Raw genomic sequence first — 19,682 nt, 5'->3', positions numbered from 1 at the left:
ACTAGCGCTCCTTTTGTCCCAGGCTCAGCGATTCCTGCAGATGTTGCCAACAATCTTCCAAATCAGCGACTGCACGAATGGTCTCTCTCGAAATTACGCAGGTTGGCTGCAATGCTTCATGCAGCAAACTGCGGTCGGTAACTGTTAGTGGGTCAATAACCTCGAGCGAAGGAACACTGACTCGTTCCAAATCATTGCCCCAGTAGTCGGCTTCGACAGCGAAAAGTTCGGCAACCTTCTTCTGCTCGTTGTCACCGCTATCTTTTCCACCAGCGTCATTCGACTTCTGGGCGGTTTTATTGGGATTCTCCCGAACCGCGCCACCAAGCCCGAGGCGCTTCGGCGCAGTCCGGTTTCGCAGCTGTGTTAGTTCCTGAAGCCGGCGTTGCAATTCGCGCTGCGGATAATCGCGCAGCTGTAGTAGCGACAGCGGATCGCGGTCGATATCAGCGACAAGTTGAGCGGCAACTGCAACGGTGTGCTTACACACAGGTGCCGGGTCCGGGCAGGTGCATTCGCTGTAAATGTGCTCTTCGCCATCGCACAACAGCATTTCCATCTGCTCATACGGCAACTCGCCGTGCTCAAACTCTGTGAAGGCCGACGGATTGTTCACCAACCACCGCAGTACGTCGTCAGTTTGTTTCTGCTCCCGCCGTGGGAACCGAATAAAGACTGAAAATGGTTCCGGCTGGCTGCCCTGCACTTCACCGATGATGTAGCCATCCGCGATTCGAAGCCCCAGCACATTGCCGTCGAACCTGTACTTCTCACCTCTGTGAACACGACCCGAATCAGCGCCACGGATGATGAACTCCCACACCCACCGGGCAAAAGTAGTACGTGGCTCGACCGCCACGCGCGCTGCGGTTCCACGTCGCTGCTGTCCGGTAAATGCACCAGCCCAGTCCTGGGTGGCCAGGAGCTTTTCAATCGTCGAGCTGGTTGCTGGCGCGCTTCGCGCCGTAGTCCTTTTACGACCACGCTTTCCAGAGGGCCCCTTGCCAAACTCGGCAAAGATGACATTGTCGCCCCATGTCACGTCTCCGTCACCGGCCATCAGTACCACCTCTTCTGGACCCTAAACGGGGTCACATTGTTGGGAATCGAATCGTCATCCGAGATTGTGGAGTCCGATGCCGTGCCCTCCGGGTTCACCCCATCGGTCACCGTCCCACCGGACTTTGACTCCGCTGCGTCCATCGATTCACGCAGTGACTGAATCTTGTCCTTGTCCAATTGCCACAGAGACCGCAAACGGTGAAAGTCCATCTCCGTCAGCTTGGTTTCACCAGCGCGCACAACCGCATCCGCCAATTCTGCCTTCTCGAAAATCAGCTCGTCGATACGCTCTTCAAGCGTTCCCACACTGACCAGCTTGTGCACGTGTACGTCTTTACGCTGACCGATGCGGTAAGAGCGGTCCGTGGCCTGGTTTTCAACTGCTGGATTCCACCACCTGTCAATGTGAATGACGTGGTTGGCGGCAACCAGGTTGATGCCAACACCTGCCGCGAGAGTAGACAGCAAAATGATTGGTGGGCCGTCCGGGGCATTAAACTCTGCCACTACTTTCTCGCGCTGTGCCGGAGTCATTGCCCCTTGGATAAACGGAATGTCCACGCCCAGGCGCTTGCTGAAATGAGGGGCGAGCATCTTGCCGAACTCCACGAACTGCGTGAACACAAGCGCGCGTTCACCGTTTTGGACAATCTCATCGACGAGCTCTTCCAGCCGTGCAACCTTGCCCGAGCGATGCTGCCCATGATTAAGCAGCCCTGAGCCGTCGTGCTGGTAGTGCGCTGGGTGGTTGCAAATCTGCTTCAACTTCATGATGCCGCCGAGGATGATGCTCTTTCGCCCGAAGTTGCCAGAGCGATTCCGCTTCGAGCGCTTGAGCTTGTCCTCGATGTCCTTCACAGCTTCCTGATACAAGAAAGCCTGCTCCGTCGTGAGAGGAACCATCTCCACCTGCTCATTCTTCTTGGGCAGGTCCGGCGCAATAGCTGGATCCGACTTGAGTCGGCGCAGAATAAAAGGTGCTGTAATCGACTGCAATTGCAGTAGCATTTCCGCATTCCCATCACGCTCGATGGGAATCGCAAACTTGTTGCGAAATGCATTCGCCGACCCCAGCATGCCTGGATTACAGAAATCCATGATGGTGCGCAGCTCGCCCAAGTCGTTTTCCACCGGAGTACCAGTCATGGCGATGTTGTGCCGCGAGCCCAGGCTCCGCAGCGCTCTGGATACCTGGGCGTTGGGGTTCTTAATTGCCTGCGCTTCGTCAGCAATCACATGATCCCACTGCACTTGGGACAGTTCGTTCACATCGCGGGTAGCAACACCATAGGTCGTCACAACAACATCGTGTTTCCCGATAAATTCCTGTAGTTCTTCACCATGAGGACGGTTTGAACCATGCAGCAGCCCAACCTTGAGCTCTGGAGTGAACTTTGCCGCTTCTGCTGCCCAATTGCGCAGCACACCTGTCGGAACGACCAGAAGCGAAGCCTTGTGCTCTTGATCCTTCGCATCCGCTTGACGACGGCAGCGCTCATACTCCAACAGCGCCAGAATTTGCACAGTCTTACCAAGCCCCATGTCGTCAGCGAGAATGACACCAAAGCCGCGGTTGGACATATCCGCCAGCCACTCCACACCGCGCTGTTGATACTCCCGCAGCTCACCGACAAAACTCGGTGGCACCTCGACCGACTCTGCGAGGGCCGTGGAACCGTCTGAGTACTTCGACACCAACGCCTTGAGCCAAGAGGGATCCCTGGGGGCGACTGGCACTGCTGCTGGAGCTTGAGACTCCAAGCCACCGTCGAAGACCAGCTCTTTCAGGGTGGCTTGCCCCTTACCGGTCTCCTCCCCGGCCTTGGTCTGCTCCACCAAAAACTTCAGGGCTTCTCTAGCTACCTCTGGGTTCGCGTGCACCCAGTGGTCTCGCAGATGCACTAGCCCCGTACTCGATGCAGCGAGCTCACGCATTTCCGCTTCCGTCAGTACGGCATCCCCCACGGCCAGCTTCCACTCGTAATCCACCAGTTGGTCAAATCCGAGTTTCGGTTCCGAACGGCGCCCAGCAGGCCCCGTCGGATCTAACTGGACGACTTCAGTGTGCAACTGCAGGGTGGTCTCCACTGACTTCCAGTTCGGCGGCAGCATCACATCGATATCGACCTTTGCCAGCTGCGAGATGCCATCAGTCATAAGCTCTATCAGCTGCTCTGAGGTCAGCAGCAGATCTAAGCCCGGGTGGCCCGCTGCTTTCGCATATTTGAGCGTCGGGAATGCCTCTTGTGCAGCCAATAGCTGCGGGCGAAGTAGCGACAGCACGGACCGGCGACACATTTCTGGGTTCAGGCGCTCTGGAGCTGCGACACCGATGCGGTAGTACATCCGCAATGGCCATAGAGTCTCATGTTCCACCGCAGCTGAACGAGGATTGAGGCGAGTTACTGAGCCGCCTTCGTCATCCGCTCGATCCCGCAACTCCAACAGCTGCGGAAGATCCACATCCGGCAAGTCTTCCAGCTGGCCTTCAAAACCAACGGGTTCCTGCACCATTAGCTGCAGGCGAACATCCTCACCATCGGCCGACAGCCTCCACTTTGCCAGCGACTGCGCCACCCCCGGTGTCGCACGCCCCAGGGACTCCGACTGCAACAACGACCGCACGAAACTCTGACGCTGTTCTGCCGGTTCATCCAAATCGGCCAGGAGCGCGTTGGTGACCCAATGAAACATCCGATTGATGAAATCCTCAGCCACCGTGGCACCTCCGTTATCAATCAACACCGGTGGTGTACGGGAAATGACCTGACTCTGCCAGGCAATCTCACTCAACCCCTCCGACATCCGCCACGTCGGCCACCACTCATTGTCTTCCCACGTCAGCGCCACCAGTGCCCGCCCAGAGCGTGCGAAAGCATCCAATCCCTGTACAACATCTACAAAGAACCTAAGATCCGGCGCCATCGCCGCCGAGGAAACTTCCTCCTGCAATTGCACCAGTGCCGTCACCGCAGCCCATGGCGGGAACACCCATGTGGGTACCGCTTTCTCTACTGCCCGCCCCTTCGGTGTGCGCAGTTTTAGCGTCAGTTGCGCTCGACTCCCCTGGTCCAGCACTGCAAAAAGCCGACGCTGATGCGCCGGGACTTCCAGCAAATCCACGTCCGCAATAATCCGGTGCCCCTCTGGCCGCTCCACCCATAGGTGAAGACCCGAATCATCTTTCCAGACCGCGTGCAGCAGCAACGGCACCGCTGACTTAGCAACTTGGTCCATTACTTCCTCCCCACTGCTTGCTCAGTCATCACCGTCTAATCACCCGGCGACTTCGCCACCAGATATTTGTTCAATGAAGATTCTGCCACGCACCCCGGATCAGCTTTTCCACCACACCACAACATTAGCACGCATGTTCGAATTATGTATCTTGCAAAAATTACTCCTCCTCTACCCAAATACCCCTTTTCCCAGGTAATTTGTCGCACTTAACCGATTTTTAAAAGCTTTTTCAACGCTTCTTATCTTGCAATGCAGCGCATCACATGAAAACGTCGTATAGGCCACAAGAATTAAAAATGTGTGACTCGTGCAATAGTTCTGCCATGGTTCGCATGTGCCAGTAGGCTCCGCTGACTGTCGAAGATAGTCCGGAAGCTGAAGCTGTGCTGAATCGCGAACCGCAGGTTCCACCGTGGACGTCGGCCACTTTTTGGCTCGATGCTGCCGCGGCGCTGTGAACGTCGTCAAGCAGACTTGATTAAGCGAAACTGAGTTGTGCGCCGAAAATGCTTTTTGGTGCGCTAGGTAGTGCGCGAGTCCGACTGTACGACTAATAAATAATGAGGAGTTGCCCTGTGGACCAACACACATGGTTCATCATCGCACTAGTCATTTATCTGCTGTTGATGGTCTACATCGGTTGGACCGGATGGAAAAAGACTGCAGAGTATGACGAATACATGATTGGCGGCCGCGGCCTACATCCGTTCGTCGCGGCACTGTCAGCGGGTGCATCGGACATGTCCGGCTGGCTGCTGATGGGTCTGCCCGGCGCGATTTACCTTTCGGGTCTGAACCAGACCTGGATTGCAATCGGCCTGGTCGCAGGCGCATGGCTGAACTGGAAGTTCACCGCACCACGCCTGCGTAGTTACACCAAGATTGCTCGTAACTCGATTACCGTGCCGTCGTTCCTGGAGAATCGTCTGCACGATACGTCGAAGGTGCTGCGCGTTTCCGCAGGCCTGATTATTCTGCTGTTCTTCACCTTCTACGTCTCCTCGGGCATGGTCGCAGGTGGCCGCTACTGGGAGTCGACGTTCGGTGGCAGCTACCTCGTCGGCATGCTGCTGGTTGCGGGGATCACTGTCGCATATACCCTGTTCGGCGGCTTCCTTGCTGTCTCCTACACGGACGCGGTGCAGGGCATCATCATGTTCATTGCGCTGCTGACGGTTCCGACTGTCGGCATCATCTACCTGATTAACAACGGCAACTCCTTCTCGGACATCTTCAGCTTTGCTGCTAACAACCCGTACCCGGGCAGCGAGGGACAGCCGGTTGAGACCTTCTTCGATCCGTTCGCTGGCATTCCGCTAATCACGATTATCGGTCTGCTCGGCTGGGGTCTGGGCTACTTCGGCCAGCCGCACATTATCGTTCGCTTCATGGCTCTGCGTAGTGCAAAGGACGCAACCGAGGGCCGCCGCTGGGGCGTTGGCTGGCAGGCACTGTGCATGCTCGGCTCCGTCCTCGTGGCGCTGACCGCAACTGTTTTCTTCGCTACGAACCCAGATGCTTCGGTCACTGATGCGTCTTCCTACGAGACCATCTTCCTGGACATGACCCGCATCCTGTTCCACCCGCTGATTGCAGGCCTGATTCTGACTGCAGTACTGGCAGCAATCATGTCCACCATTTCCTCGCAGCTGCTGGTGTCTTCCTCCGCGCTAATCGAGGACCTGTTCAAGGCAACGGTCAACAAGTCCCTGCGTCCGAAGACCTACATGGCTCTCTCCCGCGTCGCCGTCGCGCTGATCGCCATCATCGCCGCAATCATCGCTGCTAACCCGAACAGCTCCATTCTGGATCTGGTTGGCTTCGCGTGGGCTGGCTTCGGCTCGGCATTCGGCCCGGTGCTGCTGGCCGCCCTCTACTGGTCGCGCCTGAACACGCCAGGTGCTGCTGCCGGCATGATCACCGGTGCGGTTGTCTCCTTCGCATGGGGCATGAGCTCGCTCAGCGACACTCTCTACGAGATCGTCCCGGGCTTCGCCGCTGCAACTGTCGTGATGATCATCGTCACGCTGGCCACGAAGGAACCGAATGAGAAGATCAAGGAAGAGTTCGACCACGCAGCAAAGCAGGCTCTGGTCTAACGCTTCGATCTAAGCTTGGCCTCCGCTAGCCCCACAGGCTAGCCCCGGCGCATACCTACAAGGGAACCGAAAAAGTATTTTTCGCGCCCAACTAGGTATGCGCCCTTTTTTATTTGCCATCCTAGCCGCCGCCCTGACTGCCGCCTTTGTCTCATCCTTTGCACTTACGCGAGTTCTCGTCACATCCTCCCCCGCTGGGCCGGACGCGGAAGCCGTCGTCAAGCAACTGCGCACTGTGCGCGTCGTCGCAGGCCGCCCCACCGTCACCGGGTACAAGCGCGAGCGCTTCGACGTCTGGGCAGGCTCTGCCGATTGCAATACACGCCATAAAGTGTTGGCGGCGTGGTTCGGGGGCTCTGTATGTTCGCTTGACGACGACTCCCTGCGCGAAATCCCCGACCCTTACACGGGTGACCCGGTGGGGGCGCATGAGGTCGATATCGACCACATTTATCCGTTGGCAGCGGCGTGGGATTTCGGAGCCTACACCTGGGATGCCGAGCGGCGTCGGCGATTTGGCAACGATATCGAGACCAACCTCGTACCCACGCGAAGCGCGGTCAACCGGGATAAAGGAGATGCCAGCCCGGCCGAATGGCTTCCTGAGGATACGAAGGCGTGTGACTATTCGCATCGTTACTTAGCGGTGGCCATTAAATGGGACCTGCCCGTATCGTCGGCAGACTGGAAGGCGATGGCCACTGCGTGTGGAATCCGCGCGAGGAAAGGCACGAAATAGAGAAAATAGTGCGAGCACGTTAAGTTAAGGACTGGTCTTAATAAAGAAATATCCAGGCCACTCCTCGCTTGAACGCGAGGCCTACATTCAGTCGTGGAAAGGTAATACGTGCAAAACGTAGTTCTTATGGTTCACGTCCTGGCGGCAATTCTGCTGCTTGGACCGGTGACTGTCGCAATTTCGATGTTCCCGAAGCTCGCGCTTGCAGCCCGCGGCGGAGAGGCTGGAACGGTCGGCGCCGCGCGCACCATGCACGCCATTTCGCGCACCTACGGCATGTGGTCGCTGCTCGTGCCGCTGCTCGGCTTCGGTGTCATGTTCACCGATGTGTCGACCTACATGAAGTCCGGGGCAATGCACGCCGCAATCCTGCTGGCAATCATCGCCTGGGCACTGCTGTTCTTCCTGATCATTCCGCGTCAGCGTCTGATGATGGCCGGCCTCGGCATCGCTGATGAAGACGAGGATGTTGACGATCCGGAGTTCATCGAGCGTCGCAAGAAGGCTGAAGAGCTCGACTGGGACAAGCAGAAGGGCCAGCTGGCTATGTTCTCCGGCATCTTCTCCCTGCTGTGGGTTGTCGCCGGCATCCTGATGTTCTTCATCTAGAGCTCACGCTCAGACACAATAAAACTGCCGGTGCGTCTGTACGTTTCGGCCCGACTAATCGGGTTTGAAAGTACATGCGTACCGGCAGTTTTTTATTTTCTAGGTCAGCGCCAAGGGCGGTCGTCGGTTGTCGCCTGACGACGACCACCCAGCTCACCTCACCTAGCAGGTTTAGCGGCGTCCGCCTCGGTAACCACCGCGACGGTCATCACGGCCACCACGGTAGCCACCGCGACCGCGACCGCCACCACGACGGTCATCGCGACCGCGACCACGGCCACCGAAATCGTCACCGTCATCGAAGTTTCCACGGTAGCCACCACGGCCACGGCCACCACCACGACGGTCATCGCGACCGCGACCACCACGGTATCCTCCGCGACCGCGGCCGCCATCACGACGATCGCCACGGTAGCCACCACGGCCACCGCGGTAGTCATCGCTGTCGTCGACCGAGGTGCCGTCGTCAAGCTTCAGCCCAATGAGCTGGCCGGAGATGCGAGTATCGGAGAGGTTGTTGATGACTTCTTGCGGCAGGTTGGCCGGCAGTTCGACCAGTGTGTGGTCGCCACGGATGTCGATGTGTCCGAAGTCCTTGGAGGACAGGCCACCCTCGTTGGCGATGGCGCCGACGATGGCACCCGGGCGGACGTGCTGGCGACGACCGACGCTGATGCGGTAGGTTGCGGTGCCCTCGCGGTCGAATTCGACCAGGTCAGCGCGCTTGCCCTGACCGCGCTCACCGCGGGAGCGACCATCGCGGCCACGGTTGCGGTCGCGGTCGAAACGATCACGGTCACGGTCGTTACGACGGCCACGCGGCGGTTCCTTCATTAGGAAGTCGCCCGACTGTGCCTGCGCAGCGATAGCGGCGGCGATATCAACCAGTGGGGTGTCGTGCTCTTCTGCGTACTCCTCGATGAGCTCACGGAAGACCGGAACCTGCGAATCAGCAAGCGCCTCGGTCAAGTCATCAGCGAACTTCTGCTTGCGAGAGTCGTTGACCTCATCGACGGTCGGCAGCTTCATCTCGTGCAGCTGCGACTTGGTTGCACGCTCAATCGAGCGCAGCAGGCGTCCCTCACGCGGGGTGACAAAGAGCAGTGCCTCGCCGGAGCGGCCAGCGCGGCCGGTACGACCAATGCGGTGGACGTAGGACTCGGTGTCGTGCGGAATGTCGTAGTTGACCACGTGGGAAATGCGGTCAACGTCCAGGCCACGAGCAGCAACATCGGTTGCCACCAGGATGTCCAGGCGACCGTCCTTGAGCTGATCAATCGTGCGCTCACGCAGAGTCTGCGGGATGTCGCCGTTGATGGCGGCAGCGGAGAATCCGCGGGCACGCAGCTTCTCGGCGAGCTCCTCGGTCTCGTGCTTGGTACGCACGAACATGATCATCGCTTCAAATTCCTCGACCTCGAGGATGCGGGTCAGCGCGTCCAGCTTGTTGCGGTGGCTGACCATCAGGAAGCGCTGGCGAATATTGTCCGCAGTGCGAGTCTGGGACTTGACGGTGATCTCTTCCGGCTCCGTCAGGTACTGCTTGGACAGGCGACGAATCGAAGCCGGCATGGTAGCCGAGAACAGTGCGACCTGCTTGTCATCCGGAGTGTCGGCAAGAATGCGCTCGACATCCTCCTGGAAGCCCATCTGCAGCATCTCATCGGCCTCGTCCAGTACCAGGAAGCGCAGGTCGGAGATGTCCAACGAGCCCTTTTCCAGGTGGTCGATGACACGACCCGGCGTGCCGACGATAATCTGTGCACCTCGACGTAAACCCGACAGCTGCACTCCGTAGGACTGACCACCGTAGATTGGCAGGACCTGAATCTTGCCCAGGTGATCAGCAAACGACTGGAAGGAATCCGCAACCTGCAGTGCCAGCTCACGGGTCGGAGCGAGCACCAGCGCCTGCGGTGCGCGGACGGAGCGATCAATGCGAGCCAGAATCGGCAGCGCGAACGCCGCGGTCTTACCGGTACCAGTCTGAGCCAGGCCGACGACGTCGCGGCCGCTCATCAGAGTCGGGATAGTTGCAGCCTGAATTGGGGACGGAGTCTCAAACCCAACCTTGCGAACTGCATTGACAATGTCATCGGGCAGCTCAAGCTCATCGAAGCCGACGGTGTCGTCGTCGTTGTCGTCTTTGTTCTTTTCGGCCTTCTTCTCGGCCTCGGCAGTCTTTTCTACCTTCTCGGTCTTTTCCTCAGCGGCCTTCTCTTCGACCACCGGTGCTTCCTCGGCCACTACATCCTCGGCCTTCACAATTGCGTCCTCGCGGTTTTCGCGCTGATCCTCGCGGTTTTCCTCGACGCTGCCATTCATTTCATTATTAGCCATTTGGGGCTCTTCCTGGGCCTTTTCGCCCGCACACTCAATATTCAACAGTTGATTACTCACAGTTGGGTCGCACATACATGACCCGCCCAATTTACGTTCTTGTTTTTCAGTGCTCTCACGTCGGAATTGCGATGACATCGCTTCTCTTGCACATACTTCGAAAAATTGCGCCCAAACCCAATTCAGCTTTTACTTCCGAGGAGGGGCGCCCATCATGCACTATGCACTTTCAAGCGTTTCACCAGCGAATTTATACCGCTGCCAGATTCTCTGCGACATTGTCGTCAGGATTTCACACCGACTGCCCAGACTACGCCACCGTCGGTCAAAAAACCATTTCCTGTCCGCAAGGTCACAACACTAGGCGGTCGATTTCTTGGATGAGGCCCCGGCGCTGGGGCCGTCGTTAAGCGAGCGCATTGCACCCACTTCGGGGTGCCTATTTTGTAATTTCCTGGGGTGAGGTGGCTAACATTTTCCCTACAAGTTTGTACACATATCAGCTATTTTCCGCCGTGGAACACCCACCGTTCGGCGGACTTTTGCAACTACACAACGTATAAACCCAAGGTCGCTCGAAAATGCCCAGCAATAGTAATTCATCTGAACCGCAGCCGTCATCGCCCCGGCAGTCCCCGCTAAAACCACATTCTCCTGACGAGGTTTCTGGGAATGGCGGGCAGGCGGATAAGGAGCCGTCGAAGCTCTCGGCAATGATTGAAGTTCTCGGGTTTCCGGGCTTTATTTTGGCGGGTTCGGCGCTGGCATTCTTCTTCCCCGCCCCGTTTACTCCGCTGACGGATTACATCACGTACTTCCTGATGATCATCATGTTCGCGATGGGCCTCACCCTGACCACCCCGGACTTTAAGCAGGTCGCTAAGCGCCCGTTGGTGATTCTCTTCGGCGTCATTGCGCAGTTTGTCATCATGCCGCTGCTGGCGATTGCCGTGGCTAAAGCCCTCGGGCTCAACCCGGCACTCGCTGTTGGTCTGCTCATGCTGGGCTCTGTTCCGGGCGGCACTTCGTCGAATGTCATCGCATACCTGGCACGCGGTGACGTCGCGCTGTCCGTCGCCATGACCAGTGTGTCGACGCTGGTCTCGCCGATTATGACGCCGTTTCTTATGCTCGTGCTTGCCGACGCGCACACGGAGGTCGACGGCCTCGGGATGGCGTGGAGCCTCTGCCAGACAGTCCTCCTGCCTGTGGTTGGTGGCCTGGTTATTCGCGTTGTGGCCGACTCGTTTATTAATAAGATCCTGCCGATTCTGCCGTGGATTTCTATTCTCGGTATCGGTGGCGTGGTCTTCGGTGCCGTGGCCAAGAACGCTGAGAGCCTGGCGAACATTGGCCTGATTGTGTTTGTGGCTGTGATCATCCACAACGTTCTGGGCTACGTGCTCGGCTTCTTTGCAGGCCAGCTGGTGGGGATGCCGACTGCGGGCAAGCGCACGGTGGCCGTGGAGGTCGGCACACAGTCCGCTGGCCTGTCCTCCGGTATGGCAGCGAAGTTCTTTACCCCGGAGGCAGCGCTTCCCGGCGCGGTGGCCGCTGTGGTGCATAACATTACTGGCGCTATCTATGTGGCTATTTGCCGAAAGGTCGATGAAGGCAAGGAAACTAGCAAATCCGCTTCTGCTTAAGCTGTTTTTGCTTCGGCTTCTTTGGCTCCGCTGTTCGACGAGTGGGCTGGTAGAGTCTCTCGCCCGAAGATCCAGCCCACCATTGCGACCAGCGAAATAACACCGCAAACAAAGAAACCGGCCTTGAACCCTGCGGCATCCACAATTGCGCCGACAATCAGCGGGCCAGAGATCGCTCCGAAGTCCTGAGCCATCTGGAAATTGGCCAGCACCTTTCCACCTTGGCGGTTGGCGCCGATGACGTCGGCAAGCACGGCCTGCTGCGATGGATTGATCATGCCAGCGCCGAAACCCGCGAGGACGGAGAGAATCAGTAGCGGAATGGCACCGCTGCTAAATCCGATAGCGCCCGTGAACACGCCGTTGATGAACAGGCCCGTGATGAGCAGAGGGCGACGGCCGATGCGGTCGGAGAGACGGCCGGAAAACTGCAGTGCCGTGACATTGCCGAGCGCGAAGGCCGTCAGCGCGAAACCAGCTGTGGCAGTGGCGGCTACTGCCCCATCGCTGCCCGGTTCTGGGGCGCCAACATGGGAAAACGTTGCCGCAGCGAACAGCGGGACAATCGCGACGCGCACGCCGAAGTTCGACCAGCCGTTGGCGAAGGCTCCGACTAGTGCGCTTCGATATGCCGAGTCACGGATTGCTTCGGAGAACCTCAGCACCGGGGTTGTGCGCTTGGGCACTACATGGCGAAGATGCTCCGCACTCAGCGACATGCCGACCACAATCGTTGCCACAATCAGCGCGCCACCGTAGATGAAAAACGGCACCCTCATGCCCCATGCGCCCATTGCAGCACCAATGATTGGGCCAAAGACATTGCCCAACAGGAAGGCTGTGCCGTAGGCGGCCGAGCTCTTACCGCGGATCTCCGGCGGTGAAATCCGCACAATCAGCCCCATTGCCGAGACCGTGAACATCGTCGAACCGATGCCTCCGAGCGCACGAAACGCCAGCAGTTGCCAATATGTCTGCGCAACACCGACAAGCAAAGTCGAGAGCGCGACGATGCTGATGCCGGTTAGGTACGTGCGCCGATATCCGAGCTTCTCTACCAGTGAGCCCGATGCCGGTGCGAAGATAAGCCGGAAAATGGAGAACGAACTGACCACGAAGCTGGCCGCGAACACACCCACATCGAAGCTGCGCGCGTACTGCGGCAAGATCGGTGCGATCAGACCGAAGCCCAACGCGATGATGAACGCAGCGCTGACCAGAATCCAAATCTCTCGCGGAATCGGTTGTTTAATCCCGTCTAATTCACCCTGCCGAGGATCGAGACCTTGTGGTTTGCTTCCCACCTCCGATGCGATATCCGGCTGAGATTCGCACTTTGCTTTACGACGAAGCAGGTCGCGCGAACGGGAAGCTGACAAGGTAACGGTCCTTTCTAGCTCAGTTGACCGATTTCGATAAAAGAATCGACTTTTATACAGCTATGACCTCTTGAATCGGCACCTGTGCTGTGTTTTTATTTAGTGCATTTGAAATCGAAGTTCCCAATGCTCTTGCCACAGGCGGCGGAAATGCATTTCCGACCTGTCTCCAGGCAGCAGTTTTCTTTCCAGAAATTTTCCACTCCGGCGGAAAACCTTGAATTAGAGCTCCCATAGCAACTGTAAGCCGTGGAGGTTGATCCACTGGATCATCAGCGGCAGGCGGATACTCCGCAATTGACGACCCCTTAACCCCTAGCTTGGCCCACGCTTCTCTTGCACGCGAAGGACCGACATCTGGGCCACCATGCTTCTTAGATCCGCCAACGAGAGTCGGCGCAATTTTATTCGCACGAGCTGCCCAACTTTCCGCTCCTGGCCACCCCTGCGAAGCCATCTCCGCGTATAGCGTTTCACCTACTGTCGGGGCTTCACCTTGCGGTTCAGGCCAGTGGAAAAATGGAGCATACTCCTGTTTCACAGCTACCAACACAAAACGAGGACGAAGTTGCGGAACACCGTGTTCCGAAGCATAAATTAATCGCCAATGTGGTTCATATCCAAGACGAAAGAGTTCGTTAAGAACAGACTCTCGGTAATTCTTAAACCGTGGTTGCGACAACCCTTTCACGTTCTCCAAAAGCACTGCTTTCGGGTCGGCCAAAGCGATAATCTCAAGCGCTTTTGGGAAAAGATCTCGCTCGTCATCGGCCCCGAGCTGCTTTCCGGCAATTGAAAACGGTGGGCAAGGCACACCCCCAGCCACTAGATCTACGCCTTTGAAATCCGCACCGTTTAAGTTGAGGACATCGTCCTCGCGAACGTTCCAACGCTGTTTTGCTGCAACGAGATCGTTGTCCCTATTCAAACGCAGCGTATTACAGGCATCTCGGTCGTTCTCTACTGTGCATACATGATAGAAACCGGCTTGCTCAAGCCCCAAAGCTTGGCCACCAGCACCGGCGCAAATCTCTAGCGATGTGAATCCACTCATCTCTAACGCCACCTCCTACATCGCCAACCAATGGTTCTTCGAACTGGAAGCTACCCGATGCTCAGGATCCACCACGAGACATAATTCGAACATCCATTCGATATCGTGCTTAATGACGCTTCCTACCCTACTACCCCGACTGATTTTACGGTCAACATACCCGATCAGAATGAAATAGGCGCCTGTACCACTGGGTCAGTGCTCGTAGCTACTCGCCAAGACTGACCGTCAATTTCCACAGCGCCCCGCCCACGATGAGAATTACCAACCGACACAACTCTCAGCGCAATCAACTCATCGGAACGCAGTTTCACACCAGCCAACTGCTCCGCGATTTCCATCTGCCGCATATACTTTCCGGTTAGGATAATTATGCCTTCAGCAGCCAGAGCTGTTCGCGCACCGCCATTGCCACGCACACGCTTCATGTAGTCGCGTTGTTTCGCCACCGTTGCAATATCTTCTCGATTGATGACCAATCCGAGCGCCTGCCGGAAAAACTCGTTAACTCGCTTTTGCCCAGATTGATTGGCGAAGATCTTCTCGCGAGCACCTTCCGACAAATGAAGCAATCGATTTACGGGCAGCGGAGCGTCATCAAAGATCCAATCAATTCCAGATCGAGCTGCCTGAGTAAACGTCCGCTTCCGGTCACGATTCCCGCGTTTCGTCAATTTGTCCGACGAAGCTCGCTCAACACAAACGCTGAAACAGGAATCCTCATCAGAGGAATGCAGTCCAATAATAATCTCGTTTTCGGCTTCTACCGGGATCATCCACGATCCCTTATTCATGGAAAACTTGCAGTCTACGTCGGTTCCAGCGATCCGATAATCAAGATGTTTCTGTATGCCGTCATCGATGATCTCCGCAAACTCATGACGGATAGCGATTTCGATCAATGTTCCAAAATGGGTCTTCTCAGTCTTGTAAAGCTGTTCCCAGCGGTAACGTCCTGTTTTCTGGCCGTTATAGAGCAAGTAATAGGTTTCCCTAAAAACCTTTGCAAACCGATCCCCTTCTGGATCAGCATCACGAATTAGTGCCTTGACCTTTTCGACCTCTGAATCGGCAGCATTGGTTATCTTTTGCATAGTTAAGGACCTTAAGCCACAAACCCCCTACCCCGCCACTGTGGCGGAATAGGGGGTTGGACGGAGCGTCGTAAAGCGAACGCCCTATCTACGAGACTGCGGTGACCTGATTAGAACAGGCTCGGCAGGTTCGCCTGCGAGGAGAGGTTGCTGACAGGCTGTGTTGCCTGAGCGGTCGCACCAGACAGCTCCGGAATCGGCAGCTCCGGGAGAGATGGGCTCTCCGAGATAATGTCGGCAATCTCCGGTGGGACCTCGACGCCCTCTGGAAGCAGCTCGCCGATCGGACCCAAATCCGGCTCTTCCTGCGGGACGTGCTGCTTGGTGTACTGGGAGTCCTCGTCAATCGTGCGGAACTCGGACTGCGGTTCGGTGGAGGTCTCTACCTTGAAGCGCTCGTTGACCTGGCCGTCCGGGATGTCGTACTGCTCTTCAAGAGCAACGTCAATCGGCTGGAAGCGGCTCAGCGGGCCGATACCCATGGAGTTAACGCCGATGGCCTCGCGAGTCTCCGGGTTGTAAGCGTTTCCACCCGAATCGCCGTGGTCAATCGGAGCGATGGCCCAGACACCGTTGCGGACACGGAACACCTGGAAGCCGCAGCCGCGGCCGGTACGGGAACCGTCGGTGCACACGGGCTCACCGAGGTTGTCGAAGGAAATCTCCATCGGCTCGAGAGTGCGCTTGTCCTCGATACCGACGATCTGAACCGGCTCGCCGTGGACGTTGCCGAACTCATCAACAGAGTGGGACATAGAGGTGGTCTTGATGTCGTCCTGAACCTCAATGATGCCGTAGTCACCGCTATTGAAGAGGTCGTTGAAGAACTCCGGCATAGTGGTGTTTTCGTCGAAGTCACCCTCTTCCGGCATGATATCGGTGCCCATGTAGTCCTTGTTGACCAGCTTGTCGCCGTCCTTGGTTGGGATGAAGAACTGGCCGGTGACCTCTTCGCCGGTTTCAGTATCCTTCGCCACAACACAGTGACCGGCAGTCATGATGACACGATGCGAAACGCCATTCTGATCCACAACGGTGCCGGGAACTCCCAGAGAGCACATCGGGGACTGAACATGCCGTCCGTCGATGTTCTTACTGCTCGGGAACGGCATTCGCAACGGCGAGCCCGGGCCGATGACAACATCCGAGTTTGCCGGTGCAGCCTCAGCTACCGCGATTCCGGGCACAAAGCCACCCGCAGCTACCGACAGTGCAGCCGTGAGTGTGGCGACCTTCTTTGAACTGGCCATAGTGTGCGGTACTCCATTTCTGTACAGAAAACTTGTCCCACTCAGTGTATTAGGAACACCTTTACAAAGCTCTCCAAAAATGGAACCTAGGGTGAAATTCTCAGTCGAGGAACCGTTCATTCGCCTTCACGGCACGCGCATTACACATCAAAAGGTTTGTTCAACAGCAATGCAAGAGCCAGAACCATCCACCTTGGATGATTCTGGCTCTCTTAACGGTTCGGGGGTGATTTTTGTCAGATTCTCAGACTGGCGCTAGCCCTCAAAGCTTGGAAGCTGAATTTCAGCCAATTGAGGCAGCTCAAACGGCTGTGACGATTGTGGCAATTGGGGCGATTGTGGCAGTTCAGGGAGCTGCGGTGACTGCGGCAGCTGGTCCACAAGATCAGCTAACTGCGGTACAGAATCTTCCTGCGAAGCCTGCGGATCCTGCGCCCGGGCATACTCCTGATCCGCCGCCATATCCTCATTGAGGGTGCGGTAGGAGGAGTCACGCTGAGCCGTGGAATCCGATACCTCAAAGTGGTCGTTTACCTGGCCGTCGGGAATGCCGTAGGCCTCCTGGATGGCAATATCCGCGGGCATCACACGCGAGACCGGACCGAAGGTCATCGAATTCACGCCAATAACTTCATTTGTGGTCGGATCGTAGGCATTTCCGCCCGAGTCACCGTGGTCAACGCCGATACCAACCGTCCAAATGCCGTTTCGAGCCCGGAATACCTGATAGCCACAGGCACGTCCGGTACGCATGCCGTCCTTACAGATAGGTTTGCCAAAATTATCGAAGGAGACCTCGCCACGCGGCAGATCTTCATTGTCTTGAATGCCAGTCATCGCTACAGGCTCCCCGTAGCTCTGACCATTTTCATCGATGGAGTAACTTGCGCCGGTAGTTTCTACGTCTGGATCAAGGTTGATTACTCCATAGTCTGCACCATTAAAGGCCGCCGGCAACGACTCCAGTCCGGCATCTCCCTGCGGCACTTCCCAACGGTGAGCACCTGTCGTACCAATGCGCTTATCGCCTTCGGTGGTTGGCACATACACCTCACCGGTAACGATTGGCAGACCCACATCCGGAGCATCATTCACACAGTGCCCTGCGGTCAACATGACCCGATGCTTTTCCCCATTGCGGTCCGTCACCGTTCCCGGAACACCCGCCGAACACATCGGCGAGTTGACATTTCGGTGCCCATCCCACGGGCTTCCCTCCATGGGAGTTCGAATCGGGTCACCCGGACCAACCACGACAGCATGTGCCGCGACCGGGGCTGCTAAGGACAAAAGTGCTGCGAAAGCCGATACCGCCATTCGACTTCTTGCGTGCTTCATTGAGACGAATCTTTCAAATTTTTAGTTTTCCTTTAGGACCATCCCCCACACTAATCCACCACCCCACCCCCAGAAATAGCGTTTTCTCAGACTCTTGGACTTTTACAAAAGTCGTTATCGAATCGTTTCCACAACCCCACATGTCCCTGCAATAACACCAGGCACCTAGCCAATTGACTACCCCCACTTGGGTAGCCAATTGATGCTAAACATATCTCGAACATTAGTTCTATATGTTCGAAAATGCGAGTCCGGGTTGTTCGATAACTTGTGAGCCATGAACACAGCAGACGAGTTTCCCATTCATCGCCGCCTAGCTCTTCCCCGACTATCCGCTACCTACCGTGCAGAATGTTTCGAAGACCTCGACCTCATCCGCACAATCCTCTGCCACCCCACCATCGGCCGTAGGCATTCGCCCGGCGCGCTAGATCACACCTTCTCGCTTCCCGACGGGCCTGTGGTCACCGTCCGCGCGTCACGGATAGCGCTTCCTCGCGCACTGGTCTCTCAGCTTGCCGACGTGCACGCGGAATACTTCATCCTGAAGGATGAGCCCATGTTCATGTACTCCGTTTCCGTCAAGGTGGAATCCTCATCGGAGGTAGTCCTCCGCGGAATTGGCGGTTCGAATCGGACGCGGGAAGAAAACCGCCGACGTACTCGGGCTGTGGCTGAGGCACTCCATCGTGCGCAGGACTGCAGCAAGATACACGAAAACGGCACTGACCTCGCACTCCCCGGGCGCCGTTATAGCTGGATTGGCACCAGGGACGCGCGGCCACTGCCGTGTCCTAACGAGCTCTTTTCTTCTCGCCCATCAGCGGCTTAGCACTGTTCACAGTGCTGCCACAGTACGGCTACTCGCTGTCGTCGCCTTCTTCGTCGTCCTCGTCGTCATAGTCGCCATCGTCATAGAGGTCATCATCGTCGTCATCGTCATCATCATCCCCGTCCAAGGAGGCAACGTGATCAGAGTAGATATACTCCGCGTACCCGTCATCGACGGGTGCCAGCTGATCTTCCCATTCCTCTGCGCGGTCTACCACGAGCGCAAGGACATCCATCAGCTTGTCAAAGTCCTTGAAGGTGCCCAGCGTCAGAACCTCATTGCGCAAGGTCTGGATGTCAGAGTAGAGGTCAGCGAACATCTTGCGACGGTCATCATCGGTGAGAACCGTTTCGGTGTCCGAGTCCCAAAACTCTGCGATGGCCTGGTCGACAATGTCGTCCAAGTTCGCGTCCTGAGAGATGAAGCGGACGTGTGCGCTGGGCTCGTTGTTGTGGGCAGTTACCAAAACCTGAACCAACGAGGAGGTACCAACTTCGGAGGTGACCAAGGTTGCCTCTTCGGGGTCCTGTTCAAACTCCAGGTCAGCAATGCGGTCATCATCACCATCGAGCAGAGTGCGCAGCAGGCCAACAACCTGGTCAGTAGCTACATGGTGGGCGACTGCCGCGACGGCGTCTTCGACGGAGAATACAGCGGAGACCAGAACAGCTTCGAACTCGTCGTCCTCATCATCCACATCGGCAGCGGCTACGTAAACTTCGGCAGCCGGGATGTCCTCATCAATGGTGACGAACTGAACCTCCAGGTCAGAGGTAATGGGAACGAAGAGGGTGTCATCGTTGACACGGCTTTCAATGCCCTCGCGGTCCAGTGCCGCAGCAATCTGCTCGAAAAAGCTCATGGGTGGAATCCTCCCTTGAAAGATAATTGGCCTCTACCCGCAGCCAATCGTAGCGACAAACGCGCAATCATGGGGTGGCTCATGCCCCCGGCAATTGCTGCGAAAGATCGCGCCGGCAGAGTGCGTGCTGCTGCAAAG

General features: G+C 56.9%; 14 protein-coding genes. 5 read left to right on the top strand and 9 right to left on the bottom strand.

What is annotated here, in order from left to right; all coding sequences use genetic code 11:
* Position 1: 1 nt before the first annotated feature.
* A complete protein-coding gene (locus AB1Z34_RS09525) occupies positions 2–1,060 on the bottom strand; it encodes a hypothetical protein (protein ID WP_070429342.1) in 1,059 nt (352 codons plus the stop codon).
* Positions 1,060–4,299 (bottom strand): DEAD/DEAH box helicase, encoded by a 3,240-nt coding sequence (locus AB1Z34_RS09520; RefSeq protein WP_367158262.1) that lies wholly within the window; start codon positions 4,297–4,299, stop codon positions 1,060–1,062. The genes AB1Z34_RS09525 and AB1Z34_RS09520 overlap by 1 nt, the downstream gene beginning before the upstream one ends.
* A gap of 578 nt (positions 4,300–4,877) precedes the next feature.
* Between AB1Z34_RS09520 and putP the strand changes: the two genes are divergently transcribed.
* From putP to AB1Z34_RS09505, 3 genes are all read left to right on the top strand, one after another.
* Positions 4,878–6,401: a sodium/proline symporter PutP gene (gene putP, locus AB1Z34_RS09515; RefSeq protein WP_367158261.1), complete on the top strand. Its 1,524-nt coding sequence runs from the start codon at positions 4,878–4,880 to the stop codon at positions 6,399–6,401.
* Between the two features lie 97 nt (positions 6,402–6,498).
* Positions 6,499–7,140 carry an HNH endonuclease family protein gene (locus tag AB1Z34_RS09510; protein ID WP_306295429.1) on the top strand — a complete coding sequence of 214 codons (642 nt, stop codon included), beginning with the start codon at positions 6,499–6,501 and terminating at the stop codon, positions 7,138–7,140.
* Positions 7,141–7,248: 108 nt separating this feature from the next.
* Positions 7,249–7,749 carry a DUF2269 domain-containing protein gene (locus AB1Z34_RS09505; protein ID WP_367158260.1) on the top strand — a complete coding sequence of 167 codons (501 nt, stop codon included), beginning with the start codon at positions 7,249–7,251 and terminating at the stop codon, positions 7,747–7,749.
* A gap of 171 nt (positions 7,750–7,920) precedes the next feature.
* Here AB1Z34_RS09505 and AB1Z34_RS09500 read toward each other — a convergent pair whose 3' ends face one another.
* Positions 7,921–10,089, bottom strand: coding sequence for a DEAD/DEAH box helicase (locus tag AB1Z34_RS09500; protein ID WP_367158259.1), 2,169 nt, complete (start codon positions 10,087–10,089; stop codon positions 7,921–7,923).
* A 713-nt stretch (positions 10,090–10,802) separates the two neighbouring features.
* Between AB1Z34_RS09500 and AB1Z34_RS09495 the strand changes: the two genes are divergently transcribed.
* Positions 10,803–11,735, top strand: a complete 933-nt coding sequence (locus AB1Z34_RS09495) for a bile acid:sodium symporter family protein (protein WP_049194126.1) — start codon at positions 10,803–10,805, stop codon at positions 11,733–11,735.
* On the opposite strand, the gene AB1Z34_RS09490 is transcribed toward AB1Z34_RS09495, so the two are convergent.
* From AB1Z34_RS09490 to AB1Z34_RS09470, 5 genes are all read right to left on the bottom strand, one after another.
* Complete coding sequence (locus AB1Z34_RS09490; RefSeq protein WP_367158258.1) at positions 11,732–13,114, bottom strand: MFS transporter; 1,383 nt, start codon at positions 13,112–13,114, stop codon at positions 11,732–11,734. The two genes, AB1Z34_RS09495 and AB1Z34_RS09490, sit on opposite strands and share 4 nt — an antisense overlap.
* Positions 13,115–13,166: 52 nt before the next feature.
* Positions 13,167–14,168, bottom strand: coding sequence for a DNA cytosine methyltransferase (locus AB1Z34_RS09485; RefSeq protein ID WP_367158257.1), 1,002 nt, complete (start codon positions 14,166–14,168; stop codon positions 13,167–13,169).
* Between the two features lie 164 nt (positions 14,169–14,332).
* Complete coding sequence (locus AB1Z34_RS09480) at positions 14,333–15,262, bottom strand: NaeI family type II restriction endonuclease (protein WP_367158256.1); 930 nt, start codon at positions 15,260–15,262, stop codon at positions 14,333–14,335.
* Between the two features lie 110 nt (positions 15,263–15,372).
* Positions 15,373–16,512 carry a trypsin-like serine protease gene (locus AB1Z34_RS09475; RefSeq protein ID WP_246819660.1) on the bottom strand — a complete coding sequence of 380 codons (1,140 nt, stop codon included), beginning with the start codon at positions 16,510–16,512 and terminating at the stop codon, positions 15,373–15,375.
* Between the two features lie 255 nt (positions 16,513–16,767).
* Positions 16,768–17,850 carry a hypothetical protein gene (locus AB1Z34_RS09470; RefSeq protein ID WP_367158255.1) on the bottom strand — a complete coding sequence of 361 codons (1,083 nt, stop codon included), beginning with the start codon at positions 17,848–17,850 and terminating at the stop codon, positions 16,768–16,770.
* Positions 17,851–18,127: 277 nt separating this feature from the next.
* Here AB1Z34_RS09470 and AB1Z34_RS09465 point away from each other — a divergent pair, with 277 nt between their 5' ends.
* Positions 18,128–18,682, top strand: a complete 555-nt coding sequence (locus tag AB1Z34_RS09465) for a hypothetical protein (RefSeq protein ID WP_049194129.1) — start codon at positions 18,128–18,130, stop codon at positions 18,680–18,682.
* 28 nt (positions 18,683–18,710) lie between these two features.
* Here AB1Z34_RS09465 and AB1Z34_RS09460 read toward each other — a convergent pair whose 3' ends face one another.
* Positions 18,711–19,544, bottom strand: a complete 834-nt coding sequence (locus tag AB1Z34_RS09460; RefSeq protein ID WP_048732832.1) for a hypothetical protein — start codon at positions 19,542–19,544, stop codon at positions 18,711–18,713.
* Positions 19,545–19,682 lie beyond the last annotated feature (138 nt).

The sequence above is a fragment of the Corynebacterium sp. 045007 genome (genome assembly GCF_040743205.1).
GTDB lineage: Bacteria > Actinomycetota > Actinomycetes > Mycobacteriales > Mycobacteriaceae > Corynebacterium > Corynebacterium jeikeium_D.
The sequence above is the reverse complement of the archived record's forward strand: the minus strand, read 5'-3'. Positions and strand labels throughout refer to the sequence as shown.

Bases quoted from the DNA above. Each gene is read 5' to 3' on its own strand.
- AB1Z34_RS09475 (WP_246819660.1), bottom strand. From the start codon at position 16,512: ATGGCCAGTTCAAAGAAGGTCGCCACACTCACGGCTGCACTGTCGGTA.
- AB1Z34_RS09510 (WP_306295429.1), top strand. From the start codon at position 6,499: ATGCGCCCTTTTTTATTTGCCATCCTAGCCGCCGCCCTGACTGCCGCC.
- AB1Z34_RS09480 (WP_367158256.1), bottom strand. From the start codon at position 15,262: ATGCAAAAGATAACCAATGCTGCCGATTCAGAGGTCGAAAAGGTCAAG.
- AB1Z34_RS09460 (WP_048732832.1), bottom strand. From the start codon at position 19,544: ATGAGCTTTTTCGAGCAGATTGCTGCGGCACTGGACCGCGAGGGCATT.
- AB1Z34_RS09485 (WP_367158257.1), bottom strand. From the start codon at position 14,168: ATGAGTGGATTCACATCGCTAGAGATTTGCGCCGGTGCTGGTGGCCAA.
- AB1Z34_RS09500 (WP_367158259.1), bottom strand. From the start codon at position 10,089: ATGGCTAATAATGAAATGAATGGCAGCGTCGAGGAAAACCGCGAGGAT.
- AB1Z34_RS09520 (WP_367158262.1), bottom strand. From the start codon at position 4,299: ATGGACCAAGTTGCTAAGTCAGCGGTGCCGTTGCTGCTGCACGCGGTC.
- AB1Z34_RS09525 (WP_070429342.1), bottom strand. From the start codon at position 1,060: ATGGCCGGTGACGGAGACGTGACATGGGGCGACAATGTCATCTTTGCC.
- AB1Z34_RS09465 (WP_049194129.1), top strand. From the start codon at position 18,128: ATGAACACAGCAGACGAGTTTCCCATTCATCGCCGCCTAGCTCTTCCC.
- AB1Z34_RS09470 (WP_367158255.1), bottom strand. From the start codon at position 17,850: ATGAAGCACGCAAGAAGTCGAATGGCGGTATCGGCTTTCGCAGCACTT.
- AB1Z34_RS09495 (WP_049194126.1), top strand. From the start codon at position 10,803: ATGATTGAAGTTCTCGGGTTTCCGGGCTTTATTTTGGCGGGTTCGGCG.